At 69.1% G+C, this 17790-nt stretch carries 18 protein-coding genes; 13 read left to right on the top strand and 5 right to left on the bottom strand.

The window, feature by feature from the left end; genetic code table 11:
* The first annotated feature begins 123 nt into the window (after positions 1 to 123).
* Positions 124 to 1635 (top strand): carboxylesterase/lipase family protein, encoded by a 1512-nt coding sequence (locus AB0H49_RS27430; RefSeq protein WP_357255574.1) that lies wholly within the window; start codon positions 124 to 126, stop codon positions 1633 to 1635.
* Positions 1636 to 1639: 4 nt separating this feature from the next.
* Here the strand turns inward: AB0H49_RS27430 and AB0H49_RS27435 are convergent, their stop codons facing one another.
* Both AB0H49_RS27435 and cobF read right to left on the bottom strand, forming a co-directional pair.
* On the bottom strand, positions 1640 to 2509 hold the full coding sequence (locus AB0H49_RS27435) for a DNA-formamidopyrimidine glycosylase family protein (RefSeq protein ID WP_357255576.1): 870 nt from the start codon (positions 2507 to 2509) through the stop codon (positions 1640 to 1642).
* A 45-nt stretch (positions 2510 to 2554) separates the two neighbouring features.
* Positions 2555 to 3295: a precorrin-6A synthase (deacetylating) gene (gene cobF, locus AB0H49_RS27440; protein ID WP_357255578.1), complete on the bottom strand. Its 741-nt coding sequence runs from the start codon at positions 3293 to 3295 to the stop codon at positions 2555 to 2557.
* A gap of 107 nt (positions 3296 to 3402) precedes the next feature.
* Here cobF and AB0H49_RS27445 point away from each other — a divergent pair, with 107 nt between their 5' ends.
* The 7 genes from AB0H49_RS27445 (at position 3403) to AB0H49_RS27475 (ending at position 9345) form a co-directional block, all read left to right on the top strand.
* Entirely contained in the window at positions 3403 to 4203 is an 801-nt protein-coding gene (locus AB0H49_RS27445; protein WP_355002148.1) for a thymidylate synthase, read from the top strand.
* Positions 4200 to 4715, top strand: coding sequence for a dihydrofolate reductase (locus tag AB0H49_RS27450; RefSeq protein WP_355002149.1), 516 nt, complete (start codon positions 4200 to 4202; stop codon positions 4713 to 4715). Before AB0H49_RS27445 ends, AB0H49_RS27450 begins: the two co-directional genes overlap by 4 nt.
* A 165-nt stretch (positions 4716 to 4880) precedes the next feature.
* Complete coding sequence (locus AB0H49_RS27455) at positions 4881 to 5207, top strand: LuxR family transcriptional regulator (RefSeq protein WP_067784180.1); 327 nt, start codon at positions 4881 to 4883, stop codon at positions 5205 to 5207.
* A 63-nt stretch (positions 5208 to 5270) separates the two neighbouring features.
* Positions 5271 to 6305: a Dyp-type peroxidase gene (locus tag AB0H49_RS27460; protein ID WP_355002150.1), complete on the top strand. Its 1035-nt coding sequence runs from the start codon at positions 5271 to 5273 to the stop codon at positions 6303 to 6305.
* The gene (locus AB0H49_RS27465; RefSeq protein WP_355002151.1) at positions 6302 to 7102 is read left to right on the top strand and encodes a family 1 encapsulin nanocompartment shell protein; all 801 of its coding nucleotides are present in this window, start codon (positions 6302 to 6304) and stop codon (positions 7100 to 7102) included. The genes AB0H49_RS27460 and AB0H49_RS27465 overlap by 4 nt, the downstream gene beginning before the upstream one ends.
* A gap of 174 nt (positions 7103 to 7276) precedes the next feature.
* Complete coding sequence (locus AB0H49_RS27470) at positions 7277 to 7807, top strand: hypothetical protein (RefSeq protein WP_357255582.1); 531 nt, start codon at positions 7277 to 7279, stop codon at positions 7805 to 7807.
* A gap of 86 nt (positions 7808 to 7893) precedes the next feature.
* On the top strand, positions 7894 to 9345 hold the full coding sequence (locus AB0H49_RS27475; protein WP_357255677.1) for a TerD family protein: 1452 nt from the start codon (positions 7894 to 7896) through the stop codon (positions 9343 to 9345).
* A 10-nt stretch (positions 9346 to 9355) separates the two neighbouring features.
* Here AB0H49_RS27475 and AB0H49_RS27480 read toward each other — a convergent pair whose 3' ends face one another.
* A complete protein-coding gene (locus AB0H49_RS27480) occupies positions 9356 to 10024 on the bottom strand; it encodes a helix-turn-helix domain-containing protein (RefSeq protein ID WP_355002153.1) in 669 nt (222 codons plus the stop codon).
* A gap of 211 nt (positions 10025 to 10235) precedes the next feature.
* Between AB0H49_RS27480 and AB0H49_RS27485 the strand changes: the two genes are divergently transcribed.
* From AB0H49_RS27485 to AB0H49_RS27500, 4 genes are all read left to right on the top strand, one after another.
* Positions 10236 to 11777 carry an amino acid permease gene (locus tag AB0H49_RS27485; RefSeq protein WP_355002154.1) on the top strand — a complete coding sequence of 514 codons (1542 nt, stop codon included), beginning with the start codon at positions 10236 to 10238 and terminating at the stop codon, positions 11775 to 11777.
* A 67-nt stretch (positions 11778 to 11844) separates the two neighbouring features.
* Positions 11845 to 12606: a DUF1989 domain-containing protein gene (locus AB0H49_RS27490; RefSeq protein WP_355002155.1), complete on the top strand. Its 762-nt coding sequence runs from the start codon at positions 11845 to 11847 to the stop codon at positions 12604 to 12606.
* Positions 12603 to 13223, top strand: a complete 621-nt coding sequence (locus AB0H49_RS27495; RefSeq protein WP_357255584.1) for an urea amidolyase associated protein UAAP2 — start codon at positions 12603 to 12605, stop codon at positions 13221 to 13223. Before AB0H49_RS27490 ends, AB0H49_RS27495 begins: the two co-directional genes overlap by 4 nt.
* A 50-nt stretch (positions 13224 to 13273) precedes the next feature.
* Positions 13274 to 15235, top strand: coding sequence for a 5-oxoprolinase/urea amidolyase family protein (locus AB0H49_RS27500; RefSeq protein ID WP_357255679.1), 1962 nt, complete (start codon positions 13274 to 13276; stop codon positions 15233 to 15235).
* Positions 15236 to 15240: 5 nt separating this feature from the next.
* Here the strand turns inward: AB0H49_RS27500 and AB0H49_RS27505 are convergent, their stop codons facing one another.
* Together AB0H49_RS27505 and AB0H49_RS27510 are read right to left on the bottom strand one after the other, a co-directional pair.
* Positions 15241 to 15393: a hypothetical protein gene (locus tag AB0H49_RS27505; protein ID WP_169810847.1), complete on the bottom strand. Its 153-nt coding sequence runs from the start codon at positions 15391 to 15393 to the stop codon at positions 15241 to 15243.
* A 163-nt stretch (positions 15394 to 15556) separates the two neighbouring features.
* Positions 15557 to 16711, bottom strand: a complete 1155-nt coding sequence (locus AB0H49_RS27510) for an epoxide hydrolase family protein (protein ID WP_357255586.1) — start codon at positions 16709 to 16711, stop codon at positions 15557 to 15559.
* Between the two features lie 63 nt (positions 16712 to 16774).
* Between AB0H49_RS27510 and AB0H49_RS27515 the strand changes: the two genes are divergently transcribed.
* Entirely contained in the window at positions 16775 to 17725 is a 951-nt protein-coding gene (locus AB0H49_RS27515) for a YafY family protein (protein WP_357255588.1), read from the top strand.
* Positions 17726 to 17790: the final 65 nt, after the last annotated feature.

The following is a 17790-nucleotide window of genomic DNA, read 5'->3' on the forward strand; positions in this document are numbered from 1 at the left end:
TTCGCCCAACCGCACGCTGCTTCTTGTTCTGGAAAGCTGCGGCAACGAAGCCAGAATCAGCTGGTGGGAACTAGTCGAGCGAGGACAGCTCGAACGAGAACCTGATCCAGTTACCATCGATCAATGGTGGCGACGATCGACGTGAAGACCGCCGACGGTGTAGTCCGCGGTCGCCGGGGCCGCCGCGTGCTGCGCTGGCGCTCGGTGCCGTACGCGGCGCCGCCGGTGGAAGACCTGCGATTTCGCGCTCCGCAACCGGTGCGGCCCTGGTCCGGGGTGCGCATGGCGACCGAGTTCACCAACGCCTCCATGCAGCATCGGGCGGGTGCTCGTATCGGGCCGAGGACGTACCAGCCGACCAGCGAGGACTCCCTGACGCTGAATGTCGTCGCGCCCGCCACACCGTCCGCGGGTCCGCGACCGGTGCTGGTGTTCATCCACGGCGGCGGCTACGTGATCGGCACCTCGGCGCTGACGCTGTATTCCGGAGCGCGGCTCGCGCTGCACGGCGACGCGGTCGTCGTTTCGCTGAACTACCGGCTCGGCGCGTTCGGTTACGTCGACTTCAGCGCCTTCGGCACGCCGCAACGCCCCTTCGACGCCAATCTCGGTCTGCGCGATCAGGTCGCCGCGCTCGAATGGGTGCAGCGCAACATCGCCGAGTTCGGCGGCGACCCCGACAACGTCACCGTCTTCGGTGAATCCGCGGGCGCGCACGCCGTGCTCACGCTGCTCGCCACGCCCGCCGCGGGTGGACTCTTCCACCGCGGCATCGCCCAAAGTCCGCCCGCCGATTGGGCTTTGAACGCCGAGGACGCACAGATCTTCGCCCAGCGCTGCGTCGAAGCGCTCGGCGCCGATCCCGCCGACGTAGCCCGCGCCCTCACCGAGGCGCCCGCCAACGACATCCGCAGGGCCGTCGACCGCACCAGCGGCGCGGTGCTGCGGGAGCGGCCAGGGCTTTTCGCGATCTGCCCGGTAGTGGACGGGGATTACCTGCCGCGGTCCCCTGTCGACGCGATCAGCGACGGCACCGCCCACCGGGTGCCGCTGATCATCGGCACCAATCGCGAGGAGGGCACGCTGTTCGCGCGCTTCGCCGACCACCTGCCCACCAACCCCACCCGCCTGCACGCGCTGTTCACCCGCGCCGGGGAGGGCGTCGAGGCCCGCGTCGCCGCAGCCTATCCGGGTTACCCACAGCCGCGTGTCGCCGTGCGGATGGGCGGTGACTACGTGTTCTGGCGGCCGTCGGTCACGGTGATGGAGGGACACAGCCGCTACGCGCCGACCTACGCCTACCGCTACGACTTCAACCCGCGCGCATTGCAACTCGCAGGCATCGGCGCCACCCACGCGACCGAACTGATCCCAGTCTTCGGCGTGGCCGACAGCCCGATCGGGCGCACCTTCACCGCGGCGGGTGGACGCCACGGCCTGCTCGCGGTGACCAAGCAGTTCCAGGACAACTGGATATCCTTCGCGCGCACTGGCGCGCCGCTGCCGTCCTGGCCCGCCTACACCGAAGACAGCCGAACCACACTGATCATCGACAACCCCACCCGGCTCGAGCACGACCCGGATCGCGCGAAACGCCTTGCCTGGCAAGGCATTCGAGTCCCGACCCTCACCTGACGGCTCACTTCAGCAACCGCGACATCCTGCGGTCGGCGAGCACCTTGCCGCCGGTCTGGCAGGTGGGGCAGTACTGGAAGGACCGCTCGGCGTAGGAGACCTCGCGAACGGTGTCACCGCAGACCGGACACGGCTGCCCGGTGCGCGCGTGTACCCGCATTCCGGAGCGCTTCTCGCCCTTGAGCCGCGCCGCGTCCTGTCCGACCGAGCGCTGGACCGCGTCGGTGAGCACGGTGCGCATCGCCTCGTACAGTTGCGCGGTCTTCTCGGCGGTGAGGGTCTTGGTGTTCGCGAACGGCGAGACCTTGGCGGTGTGCAGGATCTCGTCGGAGTAGGCGTTGCCGATACCGGCCAGCAGCGTCTGGTCGACGATGGCCGTCTTGATCCGCTGCGAGGTGCCGTGCAGGATCTCGCCGAACTGCGGCTCGGTGACCTCGAGCGCGTCGGGCCCGAGCCGCGCGATGCCGGGCACCATCTTCGGATCCTCGACGATGTAGACCGCGAGCCGCTTCTTGGTCCCCGCCTCGGTCAAGTCGAAGGCGGGCGTCGCGCCCTCCGGCGTGAAGAAGTGCACCCGCAGCGCCAACGGGCTCTTGCCGCCCGGTTTGGGCGGGGTCGGGCTCGGCTCGTCGATCCAGCGCAGCCAGCCGCCGCGGGACAGATGGGTGATCAGCCAGAGTCCCGAGCAGTCCATGCCGAGGAACTTCCCCCAGCGGCCCGCGCCCGTGACGTCCCGTCCGGACAGCGCCGTCACGGGCGGGTCGAACGTCTTGACCGCGCTCAACGCGGCCACGTCGACACGCCCCACCACCGCGCCGACCGCGTGTTCCCGCAGGAACTGCGCCAACGCCTCTACTTCCGGCAGCTCGGGCACGCGTCCCAGGGTACTGAAGAGCACCGACAGGTCCGGGCCGAACGATCAGCCGCGACGCAACAGGTAGATGTCCATGATCCAGCCCTTCTCGGCGCGCAGCGCGGCCCGCCGTTCCAGGATCTCGTTCTGGACCGCGCGCAGCGGTCCCGCGACGAGCGTCTCGTCCGGCATGCCGAGGTAGGCGCCCCACCAGATGTGCACGTCGTCGCCGGGCAGCTCGGTGAAGGAGCACTCACCGTCGAGCATGACCAGCGTCGAGCCGGATCCGAGCCCCTCCTCGCGCAGGCGTCGGCCGGTGGTGACGTGCACCGGTTCGCCGATGCGGTGCAGCACCATGCGGTGCCGCGCGGCCAGCGCCTGCGCACTGGTCACGCCGGGGATCACCTCGTAGTCGAAGGTGGTCCGCCCGCTGTCCAGCACCAGCTCCACCATGCGCAGGGTGCTGTCGTAGAGCGAGGGATCGCCCCACACCAGAATCCCGCCGACGCCTTCCTCCGCCGCGAAAGCCTCCGCGAGCAGGGTGGCCCTGCGCTCGTGCCAGTCCGCGACGACGCCGCGGTAGTCGGACGGATCGCGATCGCGCGGCGGATCGGTGATCTCCACGACCCGGTACGGCCGCTCGACGTGCTCGGCCAGGATCGCGGTCCGCACGTCGAGCAGCTCCTGTTTCTCGACGCCCTTCGCGATCACGAAGAACGTGTCGACCTGCCGCATGGCCTTGATCGCCTGCACCGTCACCTGATCCGGGTCGCCCGCACCGATGCCGATCACGAAGAGCTTGCGCATGCGCGAAAGCTTGCCAGCACCCCGCCCCGACGCCGCGAGCCGCACCGCGTCCGCGCACCACTACAGCCGCTCGGTCCCACCGACCCGGACAAGTAAGCTTGCCAACCGTGGCGACGGATACGCAGTACGAGGACTTGCTCCGCCTGGTGTTGGAGACCGGGACCGCGAAGGCGGATCGCACCGGCACCGGCACCCGCAGCGTGTTCGGTCATCAGCTGCGCTACGACCTCGGGGCGGGCTTCCCGCTGATCACCACGAAGAAGGTGCACCTCAAGTCGATCGTGTACGAACTGCTGTGGTTCCTGCGCGGCGATTCGAACGTCGGCTGGCTGCGCGAGCACGGCGTGACGATCTGGGACGAGTGGGCCGACCCGCAGGGCGAGCTCGGCCCCGTCTACGGCGTGCAGTGGCGCTCCTGGCCGACCCCGGACGGCGCGCACATCGACCAGATCGGCCAGGTGCTCGACACCCTGCGCACCGATCCGGATTCGCGCCGCATCATCGTCTCCGCGTGGAACGTCGCCGAGCTGGACAAGATGGCGCTGGCCCCCTGCCACGCGTTCTTCCAGTTCTACGTCGCCGACGGGAAACTCTCCTGCCAGCTGTACCAGCGCAGCGCGGACCTGTTCCTCGGCGTGCCGTTCAACATCGCGAGCTACGCGCTGCTCACCCACATGGTGGCCCAGCAGACCGGGCTCGAACCCGGCGACTTCATCTGGACCGGCGGCGACTGCCACATCTACGACAACCACGTCGAGCAGGTCGCCGAGCAGTTGCGCCGCGAGCCGTATCCGTTCCCCCAGCTTCGCCTGCGCCGCGCGGCGAGCCTGTTCGACTACACCTACGAGGACATCGAAGTGGTTGGCTACCAACATCATCCGGCCATCAAGGCGCCGGTGGCGGTGTGAGTACGGCCGTGCGCACCCGCACCATCGGCCTGATCTGGGCCCAGACTCCCGACGGCGTGATCGGCTTCGAGAACACCATCCCCTGGCGCGTGCCCGAGGACATGGCCAACTTCCGCACCGTGACCTGGGGCCACCCGGTGATCATGGGCAGGCGCACGTGGGATTCGCTGCCGCCCAAGTTCCGCCCGCTGGCCGGGCGACGCAACATCGTGGTGACCAGGCAGCCGCACTGGTCCGCGCCGGGCGTCGAACGCGCGGGCTCGCTGGCCGAGGCGCTCGAGCTCTCCGCGCCGGATCCGGTGTGGATCGCGGGCGGCGGCGAAATCTACCGCGCCGCCATGGATTTCGCGACCGAACTGCTGGTGACCGAGGTGGAGATCAGCGTCCAGGGCGACGCGCACGCTCCCGCCATCGGTCCCGAATGGCACGCCGACGAGCCGGAGGAATGGCGCACGTCCACCACCGGCTTGCGCTACCGCATCCGCAGGTACCTGCGCCGCACCGCCGGCTGACCGCCGCAACACGCCGCCTACCGGGGAGGCCGGGCAAACCCGGCACGCGGGCGGCCCCGGTCGGGCATACTCCAGGTAAGCGGCGGTGCGGACCATCGTTCGCCCGAGCGCTCAGAGCCGGTGACACCAGCCCTGCACCGGCGGATGTGACGCGAAAGGCAGTCCATGGACAAGAAATCCCTGACCGCGGTCGCTCGACAGCAATTGAAATTGGCCGCAACTGCCACCAGCGGGCGCAGCTCGCAGACCATCTACGGCGGCCACGCCCATACGCTGCGCCAGACCGTCGTCGGCCTCACGGCGGGCCAGAGCCTGGCCGAACACGACAACGCGGGCGACGCCACCCTGCTGGTGCTCACCGGCACCCTCACCCTGATCAGCGGCGCGAACGAATGGAAGGGCTCGGCGGGCGACCTGCTCGTCGTCCCGAAGGCGCGGCACAGCGTGAAAGCGGTCGACGACGTCGCGTTCCTGCTGACCGTCGCGAAGTGAGCGAGCGCCATCCGGTCCGGGTCTCGACGGCCCCGGTCGGACGGCACCACTACTCTGTTGATCATGGGTGAGCCGCAGCCGATCCTCGAACCGCTCACACCGGCCGCGATCTTCCTCGTCGCCACCATCGACGAGGGTGGCGAAGCGACGGTGCGCGAGCTGCTCGCCGATATGCCCGGTTTGCGCCGTTCGGTCGGTTTCCGGCTGCCCGGCGCCGGGTTGAGCTGTGTCACCTCGATCGGCTCGGACGCGTGGGATCGCCTGTTCGCCGGACCGCGTCCGGCCGAGCTGCATCCGCTGCGCGAGTTCGTCGGCGAACACCATCGGGCGCCGTCGACGCCGGGCGATCTGCTGTTCCACATCAGGTCCGAGGTGCACGACGCCTGCTTCGAGCTGGCCATGGTGATCGGCGACCGGCTCGCGGGCGCGGCGACCATCGTCGACGAGACCGTCGGCTTCCGGTATTTCGAGCAGCGCGATCTGCTCGGTTTCGTGGACGGCACCGAGAATCCCGAGGGCACGGCCGCGATCGGCGCCGCGCTGGTCGGCGACGAGGATCTCGAATTCGCCGGTGGCAGTTACGTTGTGGTGCAGAAATATCTGCATCCGCTGGACGAGTGGCGCGCGCTGACGGTCGAGCAGCAGGAGAAGATCATCGGCCGCACCAAGCTGGACGATTTCGAGCTCTCCGACGAGGACAAGCCCGCCGATTCGCACGTCGCGGTGAACACCGTGGTCGACGCGGACGGCACCGAACGCCAGATCGTGCGCGCCAACATGCCATTCGGCAGCGTGCGCGAGGGCCAGTTCGGCACCTACTACATCGCCTACGCGGCCACCCCGAGCGTCACCGAGACCATGCTCTCGCGGATGTTCGAGGGCACCGAAGAAGCGGCCTACGACCGGATTCTGGATTTCTCGGTCGCGGTCACCGGCACGCTGTTCTTCGCGCCGCCGCTGGACTTCTTCGACGAGCTGCCGCCGCCACCGGACGCGGAGACCAGCGCGGAATCTCTGCCGCGCAACGACGTTGATATGTCCGCCGTGGCGGGCGACGGCTCACTCGGTATCGGCACGTTGAAAAGGAGCACCCCGTGAACAACCTCCATCGCGAACTCGCGCCGATCACCTCCGAGGCATGGACGGCGATCGAGGAAGAGGCGACCCGCACCTTCAAGCGGCACATCGCGGGCCGCCGGGTGGTCGACGTGTCCGGCCCGCACGGCACCGACTACTCCGCCGTCGGCCTCGGCCGCACCACCCCGATCGCCGCGCCGGACGAGGGCGTGCAGGCGCGCCAGCGCGTCGTCGCGCCGCTGGTGGAGCTCCGGGTGCCGTTCACGCTCTCCCGCGAGGAACTCGACAACGTCGAGCGCGGCGCCAAGGACACCGATCTGGATCCGGTCAAGGAGGCCGCGCGGCGCATCGCCTTCGCCGAGGACCGCGCCATCTTCGAGGGCTACGCCGGGGCGAGCATCACCGGTATCCGCGCGAGCTCGTCGAACGAGCCGATCCAGCTGCCCGAGGATCCGCGCCTGGTCCCGGAGGCCGTCGCCCAGGCGCTGAGCGCGCTGCGCCTGGCCGGTGTCGACGGACCGTACTCGGTGCTGCTGAGCGCCGACCTGTACACCGCCGTGAGCGAGACCTCCGACCACGGGCACATGATCCGCACCCACATCGAGCGCCTGATTCCCGAGGGCGAGATCATCTGGGCCCCGGCGATCGACGGCGCGTTCGTGCTGACCACCCGCGGCGGCGACTTCGACCTGAGCCTCGGCCAGGACCTGTCCATCGGCTACCTCTCGCACGACGCCGAGTCGGTGCGCCTGTACTTCCAGCAGAGTCTGCAATTCCTGGTCCACACCGCAGAAGCGGCAGTCGCCCTACGCGCCTGACACCCCCACCCCACCACCTTCGGGGTGCTGCCACAGAAGTTCCACACGGTCCACATAGGCACCAGCTATGTGAACCGTGTGGTACCCGTGTGGCAAGGGCGCAACGTCGGCCGCGGGAAAGGCCGGTGGGGCGGCGGGTACGGTGAGCCCGTAGTTGCGAGGAGGTGCGACGGTATGACGATGGTGCGCGCGGGTGTGGTCCCGACTCGGCGAGCGATGCTCTACGGCATGTTCGGCATCGCGGTGACCGTCCTCGTATGCGCGGCGATCGTCACCGGTTTCGGACTGAATCGCGTGTTCACCGGCCTGCTCGCGGGCGCGGTCGCGGGTATCGGGCTCCTGGTGGCGCTCTTCGGGCGCGACGCGATCGTGCTCACCGACGGCGCCATCTATCGCCGCACGCCGTGGGCGGAGTCGAGCATCGATTGGGACCGGGTGGTCGCGGGCCGCTTCACGCTGGACGAGCGGGCGCGCTGGTCGCTGGCGCTCGATCTGTCGGGCGGCGACGAGCGGCACGGCGAACTGGTGCTGTTGTCCATCCCGCCGGTGGTCCGGCCGGTCTCCGGCGCGTACGACCTGCGCAAACGCGATCAGGTCAAGCAGATCCGGGAGATGTTGCGCCACAAGCGGGTACCGGTGACCGTGTTGCCGGAGATCGCCGGTGCGCTCAACGCGCACTGGAAGATCGCGCCGCCGACCCGCTGAATCGCCCGGGACGAACTGTTCTCCGCCGTGGCGCCGAACACGGATGACGAGCACCGCCCGCGTCGTATACGTTGACTGCTGTGTCGATGATGAAGGGCGCCAATGTTGCGGTGCCGATGTCCGCGGTCCGCATCGAGCTGGGGTGGCAGTCGGGTCCCGGAATCCCGGACGCGGATGCCTCGGCCCTGTTGCTGGTCGGCGGTAAGGTCCGCTCCGACAACGACTTCGTTTTCTACAACCAGCCGCTGCACCCGTCGGGCTCCGTCCGGCACGAGGGCAAACAGCAGGGCCCGACGGTGCTCGACGTGCTGTCGGTGCAGCTGGCGCAGGTCGAACCGCAGGTCGAGACCGTTGTCATCGCGGCGTCCTCCGACGGCGGCACCTTCGGCCAGTTCCAGGGTCTCTACGTGCGGGTGCTGGACGCCGCGAACGGCGCCGAGGTGGCGCGCTTCGACAGCACCGGCGCCACCACCGAGACGGCGTTCGTGCTCGGCGAGCTGTACCGCCGACAGGGCGCGTGGAAGTTCCGCGCGGTGGGTCAGGGTTATGCCTCCGGGTTGGCGGGACTGGCCACCGATTTCGGCATCTCCGTCGACGACGATCCGGCGCCCGCGGCACAGCAGTCCGCGCCGCCCGCCCAGCAGACCCCGCCGCCCGCGCCGACCCAGCAGTTCGCGCCGCCGCCGCAGCAATACGCGCCGCCCCAGCAGCAGCCGTACGCTCCGCCGCAGCAGCCGTACGCACCGCCGCCGCAGCCGCAATACGCTCCGCCGCCACCGCAATTCGCGCAGCAGCAGTACGCACCGCCCCCGCCCCCGCCCCAGCCGCAGTACGCACCGCCGCCACCGCAGCAGCAGTACGCGCCCCCGCCGCCTCCGCAGGGCGGTGGCGCGCCGGTGAACATGAGCAAGATCTCGCTCACCAAGGAAGCGCCCTCGGTCTCGCTGACCAAGCAGGGCGCCACCGGCGGCACCATGCGGGTGAACCTGAACTGGACCAGCCAATCCCACCGCGGCGGCGGCCTGTTCGGCAGGCGGCGCGGCAGCGGCGGACTGGATCTGGACCTCAGCTGCTTCTTCGAGCTGGCCGACGGCCGCATCGGTTCGGTGCGCGCACTTGACCGCTCGTTCGGCGCGCTGGACCGCCCGCCGTTCATCCGGCTGGATCAGGACGACCGCACGGGCGGCAGCGCCACCGGCGAGAACCTGGACATCAACCTGGATTTCACCGCGCAGTTCCGTCGTATTCTGGTGTTCACCTCGATCTACGAGGGCGCCAACGATTTCCGCGGCGTCCAAGCCACCGCGACGCTGTACCCGTTGAACTGCCCGCCGATCGAGATGACACTCGACGGCTGCATGGACGACTCGCGGGACGCGGTGCTCGCGCACATCGAGAACATCAACGGCGAGCTGGTGGTCCGCCGCGAGGGCACCTTCATCCGGCCGCCCGCGGGCAGGCCCGGCGCGGGTGTCATGGAGATCGCGCGAATGTACAACTGGGACTTCGGTTTCAAGGCGGGTCGCGGCAAGGGCTGACCCGCCCGTCTCAGTGCACGGCGAGGCGTTCCAGCAGGACGGCCGCGTCGTCGCGCGCCTCCTCCAGGTCTCCGTTCCAGCCGAGCATGCGCAGCGCGGCGTCCGGAATGGTCTGCTCGGCGTAAGCGGGCGCGCTGCCCTCGTCGGACCGGATGCTGATCACCGTCTCCACGAGCCGGAACGGCAGAACCTCCGCGCCCGGAATCCCCGCCGCGCCCGCGCCTTCGATCACGGCCTCGGCCAGTGTCTCGTAGTGCCCGCGTAATTCGTCGCGACGAAGGCGAAACGCCGCGAAGCGCTTGGTGCGCAGCTCGGGAAGCAGGTACAGCGCACCGAGATTCCAGCGCGCCGCGCAGAGCTGGCGCACGTCGTACCAGGCCAGCGCGTAGAGCCGGGTCGGCGCGGGTTCCGCTTCGGCGCGCAGCCGCTCGGCGAGTTCCAGTGGCGTGGCGATGGTTTCGGTGAGCAGTGCGTCGAGGATGTCGTCTTTGGCGGCGAAATGGTGGTACAGCGAGGCCTGGCGGATGCCGACGGCGTCGGCCACCGCCCTCGTGGACGTATTGGCGTAGCCCTTGGTGGTGAACAGTTCGCCTGCCGCGTCCAGGATTTCGGCGCGCGGCGTATGGCCGCGACGGGGTCGCTGTTCCAGACGGGGACGGCCGGGACCGGGGTTTGCCACGTGCCCATTCTGGCACTGTCGACCGACAGCGGCGGTCGGGCCGTCTGCGGCCGTCACCCGACGGAGAGGTTTCTGTCACTTGATAGAAACTCGGGCAACGCAGAAGTTACCGGCGTTGCCGCAAGCGATACACGGCGGACACCGAAATCGCGATCGTGAGCGCAAAACTGTCATGCGATAGGTATTGGCCGCACGCCGAAGGACCCCGCCCATGGCCACAACAGTCGTTCCGCCCCCATCCTCCGACGCCAACGTCGACAGCGCAGACCTCGCCAGTTTCGGCTATCGGCCGGTGCTGCACCGCAAACTGGGCCGCTACGCCTCGTTCGCGGCGGGCTTCTCGTTCGTCTCGATCCTCACCACGATCTTCCAGTTCTTCGGCTTCGGCTATTCGTTCGGCGGCGCCGCCTTCTTCTGGACTTGGCCGATCGTCTTCGCCGGACAGTTCCTCGTCGCGCTGAACTTCGCCGAACTGGCCGCCCGCTACCCGCTCTCCGGCTGTATCTACCAGTGGTCGCGGCGGCTGGGCGGCGAGCTCGTCGGCTGGTTCGCGGGCTGGATGATGGTCATCGCACAGATCGTCACCGCTGCTGCGGCCGCCATCGCGCTGCAGGTGGTGCTGCCGACGATCTGGAGCGGTTTCCAGATCGTCGGTGAGGACACCGCGCTCACCTCCGCGTCGGGCGCGACCAACGCGGTGCTGCTCGGCAGCGTCCTGCTCGTCGTCACCACGACGATCAACGTCATCGGCATCGATTTGATGGCGAAGATCAACTCCATCGGCGTCACCATCGAGATCGTCGGCATCGCCGCGATCATCGGCCTGTTCTTCGTGAACAGCGAGCGCGGACCCGGCGTCGTGTTGCAGACCGATCAGGCCGCGCCGGGGCCGTACTGGGCCGCGTTCCTGGTCTCCGGTCTGATGGCCGCCTACGTGATGGTCGGATTCGATTCCGCCGGTGAGCTTTCCGAGGAGACGAAGAACCCGCGCCGGGTCGCTCCGCGCACCATCCTGACCGCGCTGTCGGTGTCCGCGCTCGGCGGCGGGCTCATGCTGCTCGGCGCGCTGATGGCGGCCCCGAGCCTGACCGACGGCGCGCTGGCCACCGAGGGTCTCGCCTACGTGCTCACCTCGAAGCTGGACAGCCCGGCGGGCAAGGTCCTGCTCGGCTGCGTCGCCATCGCGATCATGGTGTGCACCTTGGCGATTCAGACCGCGGGCTCACGGTTGATGTTCTCCATGGCCCGCGACGGCAAACTGCCCTTCGCCCGGCGGCTCGCCGCGGTGCATCCCCGGTACGGCACGCCCGTGCTGCCGGCCGTGGTGATCGGCCTGCTCGGTATCGCCCTGCTGATGGTCAATCTCGGCAACGCCGCGATCTTCGCGACCCTCGCCAGCGTCTGCATCGTCTCGCTGTACGTGGCCTATCTGCTGGTCACTGTTCCGCTGCTGATCCGGCGGCTGAAGGGCTGGGGGCGCACCGTGGAGGCCACCGACGAATCGCTGTTCAGCTTGGGCCGCTTCGGCATTCCGATCAACGCGCTCGCGGTGGTGTGGGGCGTCGCCATGGCGATCAATCTGGCCTGGCCGCGCGCCGAGGTCTACACGCCGCACGGTGGCGGCTGGTGGATGCTCTGGGCCGCACCGCTGTTCGTGCTCACCGTGGCGGCCGTCGGCGCGGTCGTGCACCGGTTCGTCGTCGCCGTTCCGCGCGCCGAGACGAGCGGCGAACCCGCCGTCCAACCGGCCTGACCGCATCCATGCCGTGCGCGGCGGTTCTGCCGACCGCCGCGCACGGATCACTCGAAAAGGGAACACCATGACCGAGTCCCCCACGGGAACCGCTTCCACCGAGGCCGCGCGCTCCCACGCTCGCGCCCAAGCCGCGGCCGCGACTCTCGCGGCCCCGGACCTTCCCTCCGACGTGCCGTCCGCCAAGGTCACTTGGTCGCAACGCATTCCGCCGAGCGGCTACGCCAATGTCGTTCTGGGTCGAGGCACCCGCGTCCGGCTGAGCGACCCGGCCGGATCCGCCTGCGCCCACATGCTTCTGCTCCGCGCCGATGCGCCGTGGGAGCGGCTGAACGTGGCCGACACCGTGAAAGTGCCGTGGCAGGCGTATCTTTCGACGGGTCACCCGCTGCTCACCGATCAGGGCCGAGTGCTGGCCACCGTGCTGGCCGACAATTCCGGACACCACGACACGCTCTGCGGACCCACCCCCGAAGCCCGCGGCCTGCTGCGTCTCGCGGGGGCCAAACAAGGCTTGGCGGCTCGCGATATCGCGCCGAGCGTCTCGTTCTTCCGCGGCGTCCGGGTGGCCGCCGACGGCGCGCTCGTCGCCACCGGCAGCGCGGCCGCCGGATCGTCGGTTGATCTGCTCGTCCACCTGCCCGCGGTGCTGCTGGTGGCCAATGCCGCGCACCCGCTCGACGAGCGCGCCACCACCGATCTCGATGTCGTCGCCTGGTCCGCGCCCGAGGATCTGGTCACGACCCACAACAGCGACCCGGAATACCTACGGGCCGTGCAGAACACCGAAGCGGCCTGGACCGCCATGACGCTGGAGGCGACGGCATGACCTCGACCCTGTCCCGCGTCATCGTGCTCGACGAGACCGTGCCCGCCTGCGCGCCGTGGTCGACGATCGTCCGTGCGGGCGATCAGTGGGAGATCATCGATCTGCACGGCAATCAGGCGGTCGACTGCCTGCTCTACTCCGCCACCGACCACGCCGACCGCTACAGCGCCCAGGCCACCATCGTCGCCCAGCGCAACATCTTCCTGACCACCGGCAGCGTCCTGTTGACCGACGCGGGTACCTCGCTGATGACGGTGCTCGCCGACGAGGTCGGCAACCACGACACCATCGCGGGCGCGTGCTCACAGGAATCCAACACCCTCCGCTACGGGCACCACACCCGCCACCAGCACGCCTGCGTGGAGAACTTCCTCGCCGAGGCGATGAAATGGGGTCTGGGCAAACGAGATCTCGTCTCGAACATCAACTGGTTCATGAACGTCCCGGTGGAGCCGGACGGAACTCTCGGCATCGTGGACGGGTTGTCGGCTCCCGGCAAGAAGGTCACCCTGCGGGCCGAGATCGACACGCTCGTGCTGGTCTCCAACTGTCCGCAAATCAACAACCCCTGCAACGGCTTCGACCCGACGCCCGTGCGCATGGTGGTCACGCGATGACGGTCGTCGAGGCGCCCGCCCGCACGCCGGAAGCCGACATCACCGACGCTGTGCGCGCGCACGTCGAAGTGCTGCGGCCGGGAACGCTCGTCACCGTGCAGGATTGGCCGGGTCGCGTCGGCTACTGGCACGTCGGCGTTCCGCCATCCGGCCCGATGGACGACCTCTCCTTCCGGCTGGGCAACCGGGTGCTCGGCAATCCCGAGGGTGCGGCGGGGTTGGAATGCACGCTCGCCGGTCCCGCGCTGCGATTCGCCACCGCCACCTGGGTGTGTGTGACGGGCGCGCCCGCGGAGGTGACGGTGGACGGCGTGCCGGTCGAACAGTGGCGGACGGTGCGGGTGCCGGACGGCGGCGTGCTGGAGGTCGGCGCGATTCACGGGCCGGGAATGCGGACTTATGTGCTGCTCTCCGGCGGCATCGACTTGCCCGAATACCTCGGGAGCGTCGCGACTTTCACGCTCGGGCGATTCGGGGGCAGCACGGGTGCCGCCCTGCGCGCCAGAGAAGTGCTGCGCCTGGGGGCATCCCATGCTCCCCTCGCCACCGCTGTCCCGGCCGACGACCGACCGGTGCTGGCCAGGCGTTGGGAACTAGCAGTCACGGAAGGACCGCACGGCGCACCGGAGTTCTTCACCCGCGCCGACTTCGACACCATCATCGGCACCGACTACGAAGTGCACTTCAACTCCGATCGCACCGGCGTGCGGCTGATCGGACCCAAGCCGGAGTGGGCGCGCACCGACGGCGGCGAAGCGGGTCTGCACCCGTCCAACATCCACGACACGCCCTATTCCGTTGGCGCACTGGATTTCACCGGCGACACACCGATCCTGCTCGGTCCCGACGGCCCGAGCCTCGGCGGTTTCGTCTGCCCGGTCACGGTGGTCGCGGCGGATCGGTGGAAGCTGGGCCAGCTCTGTCCCGGCGACGCGGTGCGGTTCGTGCCGGTGCGCCGCGAACACGCCGCGTCGCTGCGCGATCTCGGTCCCGGTAGACGGGCTTCGTGGCCTTCGGTGCTCTCCCCCGGTGGTGACGGCGACGACGGCGTGCTGCGCCGCGCCGAAGCGGACGGCGAGACCGGGGTGACGTACCGCCGCGCGGGCGACGACGGTGTGCTCGTCGAATACGGCGCGATGACATTGGATCTCGGCCTGCGCGCCCGTGTGCACGCGCTGCACCAGCACCTGCTCGCGGCGGATCCGCGCGGGGTGGTCGAGCTGACCCCCGGTGTGCGGTCCTTGCAGATTCGCGTCGATCCGCACGTCCTGCCCGTGCCGAAGCTGTTGGATCTGCTCGCCGAGGCCGAGCGGGAGCTACCCGCCGTCGCGGAGCTCGTGGTGCCGAGCCGCACTGTGCACTTGCCGCTGTCCTGGGACGACCCCTCGACCAGGGAGGCGATCACCCGCTACATGCACGGTGTGCGCGCCGACGCGCCGTGGTGCCCGTGGAACATCGAATTCATCCGCCGCATGAACGGACTGGCCACGGTCGAGGACGTCTACGACACCGTCTTCGGCGCGCAGTACCTGGTGCTCGGTCTGGGCGATGTGTACCTCGGCGCGCCGGTGGCCACCCCGATCGATCCGCGCCACCGCTTGGTGACCACCAAGTACAACCCGGCCCGCACCTGGACACCGGAGAACGCGGTCGGAATCGGCGGCGCCTACCTGTGCGTCTACGGCATGGAAGGGCCGGGCGGCTACCAGTTCGTCGGCCGCACGACCCAGGTGTGGAACCACGCCGCCACCGAGACGCCTTGGCTGTTGCGCTATTTCGACCGCATCAGCTGGTATCCGGTGAGCGCGGAAGAATTGCTCGACATGCGAGCCGATTTCGCCGCGGGCAAGGTGGAGGTGCGTGCGGAGGACGGCGAGTTCCGGCTCGCGGAGTACCGCGCGTTCCTCGCCGACAACGCGGCCGCCATCGACCGATTCCGCGCGACGCAAGCGGAAGCCTTTGCCGCCGAGCGGGAATCGTGGCGGGCGGCGGGTGAGCTCAGCGCCGAGTGAATCGGTTACCAGCCGAGCAACTCGGCCATGTCGATCCATTCGTCGCCCCAGCGCTGTTCGATCTCGCGGCGCTGGGCCTCGGATTGCTCGGGTGACCAGCCGCAGCGCCGCCAGAAGGCCTCTCGATGTTCCTGCGTCATCCGCAACGGTTCGGTCATGGCGATCGCTCCTGCTCACCGCGGTCCTGCGCTTCCGAGTGTGCGCTTGAATCGGCTCTGCTGGAAACCGTTTCGCCGATCTCGGGTGCGTCCGCCGATAGTCCGCACATGGCCCGCCTTGTTCCGGAAGTGATAGACCGGAACAAGGCGCGGCCGTGGACTTTCAGCGCAGCTCGCGGAAGAACGCGCGGACGTCGTCGGTGAGCAGCTCCGGTTCCTCCAGCGCGGCGAAGTGCCCGCCGCGGTCGACGTCGGTCCAGCGGGTGATGGTGTTCTCCCGCTCGTCGTAGCGCCGGATCGCGACGTCGTGGGCGAATACGATGACGCCGGTCGGCACGCCGGGGTTCACCTTCGGGGCGCCCCACGGTGCGTCCTGTGCGTAGCCCACGTACGCCGCGGAACCCGCTGTGCCGGTGAGCCAGTACAGCATCGCGTTGGTCAGCAGGCGATCCCGGTCGATGATCTTGTCCGGCTCCACCGCCCGCGGGTACGTCCACTCGCGGAATTTGTCCATGATCCAGGCCAATTGGCCGACCGGCGAATCCGTGAGTCCGTAGGCGAGCGCCTGCGGACGGGTGGACTGGATCGCGATGTAGCCGAATTCCTCGTTCATGAACGCCTCGATCCGGCGAATCCGATCACGCTCCAGGTCGGTCAGCTCGGCGAGCTCCTTCTCCGACAGCGGCAGCTGAGGGAAACCGCCCAGCCCGCCATTGGTGTGCACGCCGATCACCCGATCCGGCGCGACCCGTCCGACCTCGGGGCTGACCGCCGCGCCGATGTCGCCGCCCTGCACGCCGTAGCGGTCGTAGCCGAGCCGCCGCATCAGTTCCGCCCAGGCTCGGGCGATGCGTTCGATGGTCCAACCGGATTCGCGCACCGGCCCGGAGAATCCGAATCCCGGCAGCGCGGGAACGACGACGTGGAACGCGTCGGCGGGATCGCCGCCGTGCGCCCTCGGGTCGGTCAACGGGCCGATCAGATCGAGGAATTCGACCACCGAACCGGGCCAGCCGTGCGTGAGCAGCAAGGGAAGCGCGTCCGGCTCCGGCGAACGGACGTGCAGGAAATGGATGGTCTGTCCGTCGATCTCGGTACGGAACTGCGGATGCGCGTTGATTTCGCGCTCGGCGGACCGCCAGTCGTAGGCGGTGCGCCAGTACTCGACCAGCGAGCGCAGCCAGGCGGTGGGCACGCCGGTATCCCAGTCGTCGCCGGGCAGCGGATCGGGCCAGCGCACCGCGTCGAGCCGTCGGTGCAGGTCGTCGAGTTGCCGCTGCGGGATGTCGATGCGGAATTCGGTGATCTCGAAGGTCATGAGAACGACGATATGCGGCACCTAGGACAATACAGGCCCTAGGTTTCGGGCAGACTTCTCGGCATGTTGGAAACCTCCGCCCGCCTACTGCGCCTGCTCTCTTTGCTGCAAACTCCGCGCGACTGGACCGGAGCCGAACTGGCCGAGCGTCTCGAGGTGGACGTGCGCACCGTCCGCCGCGACATCGACAAGCTGCGCACGCTCGGCTATCCGGTGCAGGCCAGCGCCGGTGTGGCGGGCTATCGGCTCGGGGCGGGCGCGAAGCTGCCGCCGCTGCTGCTGGACGACGACGAGGCGGTGGCCGTCGCGATCGGTCTGCGCACCGCGGCGGGTGGGACCGTCGCCGGTATAGAGGACAGCTCGCTGCGCGCGCTCACCAAGCTCGAGCAGGTACTGCCTTCGCGGTTGCGGCACCGCGTGCAGCTGCTGCACTCGGTGACGGTCACCGTTCCCGCGGCGGGCGCCACGGTCGACCCGGACGTGCTCACCGCCGTCGCCGCCGCCATCCGCGACCAGCACCGCCTACGCTTCGACTACCGAAACCACCGGGGCGACAGCACTTCACGTACCACCGAGCCACACCGGCTCGCGCACACCGGCCGCCGCTGGTATCTCATCGGCTGGGACGTCGACCGCGGCGACTGGCGCACCTACCGCGTCGACCGAATGCACCCGCGCATCCCCACCGGCCCGAAGTTCACACCGCGCGAGGCGCCCGACATGAACCTCTCCGGCTACCTCTCACGGGGCGTGACGACCTCCCCCTACCGCTACGCCGCCCGCATCACCCTGCTGGTCCCCGCAGAGGTGGCAGCCGACCGCGTCGCGCCGACGGTGGGCGTCATCGAACCGATCGACACCGAAAGTTGCCTGTTGCGAACGGGTTCGAACTCGCTCGACGAACTCGCCATCTACGTTGCGCTGTTCGACTTCCCGTTCCGGGTACACGAACCGCCCGAACTGATCGAGCGCGTGCGCGTTTTGGCGGCTCGCTTCGCCGACGCTGTGTCCTGAATTCCCTCACCCCGCCGAACTTCGATCGCCAACCCACCTTGGCAACCGAATAACGTTGCAACAGA

Source organism: Nocardia sp. NPDC050713 (assembly GCF_040654315.1).
In the GTDB taxonomy this organism is placed as follows: Bacteria; Actinomycetota; Actinomycetes; order Mycobacteriales; family Mycobacteriaceae; genus Nocardia.

Bases quoted from the DNA above. Each gene is read 5' to 3' on its own strand.
- AB0H49_RS27510 (WP_357255586.1), bottom strand. From the start codon at position 16,711: ATGACCTTCGAGATCACCGAATTCCGCATCGACATCCCGCAGCGGCAA.
- AB0H49_RS27485 (WP_355002154.1), top strand. From the start codon at position 10,236: ATGGCCACAACAGTCGTTCCGCCCCCATCCTCCGACGCCAACGTCGAC.
- AB0H49_RS27475 (WP_357255677.1), top strand. From the start codon at position 7,894: ATGATGAAGGGCGCCAATGTTGCGGTGCCGATGTCCGCGGTCCGCATC.
- AB0H49_RS27495 (WP_357255584.1), top strand. From the start codon at position 12,603: ATGACCTCGACCCTGTCCCGCGTCATCGTGCTCGACGAGACCGTGCCC.
- AB0H49_RS27430 (WP_357255574.1), top strand. From the start codon at position 124: ATGGTGGCGACGATCGACGTGAAGACCGCCGACGGTGTAGTCCGCGGT.
- cobF (WP_357255578.1), bottom strand. From the start codon at position 3,295: ATGCGCAAGCTCTTCGTGATCGGCATCGGTGCGGGCGACCCGGATCAG.
- AB0H49_RS27515 (WP_357255588.1), top strand. From the start codon at position 16,775: ATGTTGGAAACCTCCGCCCGCCTACTGCGCCTGCTCTCTTTGCTGCAA.
- AB0H49_RS27505 (WP_169810847.1), bottom strand. From the start codon at position 15,393: ATGACCGAACCGTTGCGGATGACGCAGGAACATCGAGAGGCCTTCTGG.
- AB0H49_RS27490 (WP_355002155.1), top strand. From the start codon at position 11,845: ATGACCGAGTCCCCCACGGGAACCGCTTCCACCGAGGCCGCGCGCTCC.
- AB0H49_RS27460 (WP_355002150.1), top strand. From the start codon at position 5,271: ATGGGTGAGCCGCAGCCGATCCTCGAACCGCTCACACCGGCCGCGATC.
- AB0H49_RS27470 (WP_357255582.1), top strand. From the start codon at position 7,277: ATGACGATGGTGCGCGCGGGTGTGGTCCCGACTCGGCGAGCGATGCTC.
- AB0H49_RS27455 (WP_067784180.1), top strand. From the start codon at position 4,881: ATGGACAAGAAATCCCTGACCGCGGTCGCTCGACAGCAATTGAAATTG.